Raw genomic sequence first — 1,546 nt, 5'->3', positions numbered from 1 at the left:
GCTCCCGCATCGCCGCTGCCGGCAGCGCCGGTCCGTGGGGAGTCGAGCAGATCGGCCGGCGCGGCCGGATCGTTCTGCCGATAGACATCGCGCGCCAGGCACAGGTCTTCCCAGGCGCGGGCCTTGTCGGTCAGCGTGCGCAGCAGGTAGGCCGGGTGGTAGGTCACGACCACCGGGATGCCCTCGTAGCGATGCACCGTGCCGCGCAGCTTGCTGATCGGCGTGGTGGTACGCAGCAGGGTCTGCGCGGCGAAGCGGCCCAGCACGACGATCAGGCGCGGGCGCACCAGCGCGATCTGCCGGCGCAGGAAGGGCTCGCACTGCTCGACCTCGGCCGGCTCCGGATTGCGATTCCCGGGCGGCCGGCACTTGAGCACGTTGGCGATGAAGACATTGCGCCCGCGCGCCAGCTGCAGCGACGCCAGCATGTTGTCGAGCAGCTTGCCGGCCTGGCCGACGAAGGGCTCGCCCTGCCGGTCCTCGTTCTCGCCCGGGGCCTCGCCGATCAGCATCCAGTCGGCCTCGCGGTCGCCGACGCCGAACACCGTGCGGGTCCGCGTGCTGCACAACTGGCAGGCCGTGCAGCCGGCCACGCGCGCTTCCAGCGCCTGCCAGTCGAGCGTGGCGAGGTCGTCGGCGGGCGCGGCGATGGATTGGCCTTCCGACAGCGGCAGGCCATCGTCGGGCAGGCTCTGCATGATCGGCACGAGCGGGATGGTCGGCTGGCGCGGTGCCGGCGCGGCGGCGGCCATCGGGCTTGCCGCTTCAGGGCCCTGCGCTTCCTGGCTCAGCGCTTCACGGCCCAACGCTTCACGACTCGGCGCTTCGTTGGTCGGCGCTTCGCGGCTCAGTACTTCGCGGCTCGGCGCTTCACTGCCCGACGCTTCACGGCTCGGCCCTTCGTGGCTCGGCGCGTCGTGGCTCACCGCCTCGGCCAATGCCGACGCGGACTCGGGCTCGGCCTGCACCGCCTCGGCATGGCGCGGCACCCATTCGGTGCCGATGCCGAGCGCTTCGAGAAACAGCGTGCGCCGGTTCATGCCGATGCCCCCCGCGGGCCGCCCTGCTGCCCGTCCTGCTCCGTGCCCTGCTCCGTGCCCCAGCGGCGGCGCAGCACCAGCGCATCCTCGCGCCCGTCGGCGGCCGGATAATAGCCCTTGCGTCGGCCGATCGTCTCGAAGCCGGCGGCCTCGTACAGCGCCAGCGCGGCGGTATTCGACGGCCTGACTTCGAGCAGCACATTGGGCAGCCGATGCTGATGCGCGGTGGCCAGCGCCACGGCGAGCAGCAGCTTGCCGAGGCCCTGCCGATGGCGCGCCGGCTCGATCGTGATATTGAGCAAATGCATCTCGTCGACCACGGGCATCAGCACCGCATAGCCGGCGAGCTTGCCGGCCGGGTCGCGCAGTGTCAGCCCGATATGGCCGGCCTTGACCGAGTTCTCGAAATTGCCGCGGGTCCACGGATGGCTGTAGGCGCGCTGCTCGATGTCGACCACCGCGTCCAGGTCGCGCGCGCTCATGCGCGCCAGCGCCCAGCCGCCGGG

General features: G+C 71.8%; 2 protein-coding genes. Both read right to left on the bottom strand.

Going from position 1 to position 1,546, the window contains the following annotated elements; translation table 11 throughout:
• On the bottom strand, positions 1–1,040 hold a 1,040-nt coding region (locus tag AC6EI8_RS26440), incomplete at its 3' end, for a uracil-DNA glycosylase (RefSeq protein WP_498383384.1).
• A partial coding sequence (gene rimI, locus AC6EI8_RS26435; RefSeq protein WP_498383383.1) for a ribosomal protein S18-alanine N-acetyltransferase occupies positions 1,037–1,546 on the bottom strand: 510 nt, incomplete at its 5' end. The genes AC6EI8_RS26440 and rimI, both read right to left, overlap by 4 nt.

The organism is Cupriavidus sp. R6-3, from assembly GCF_059772245.1.
This window is presented reverse-complemented; position numbering and strand designations above follow the sequence as displayed.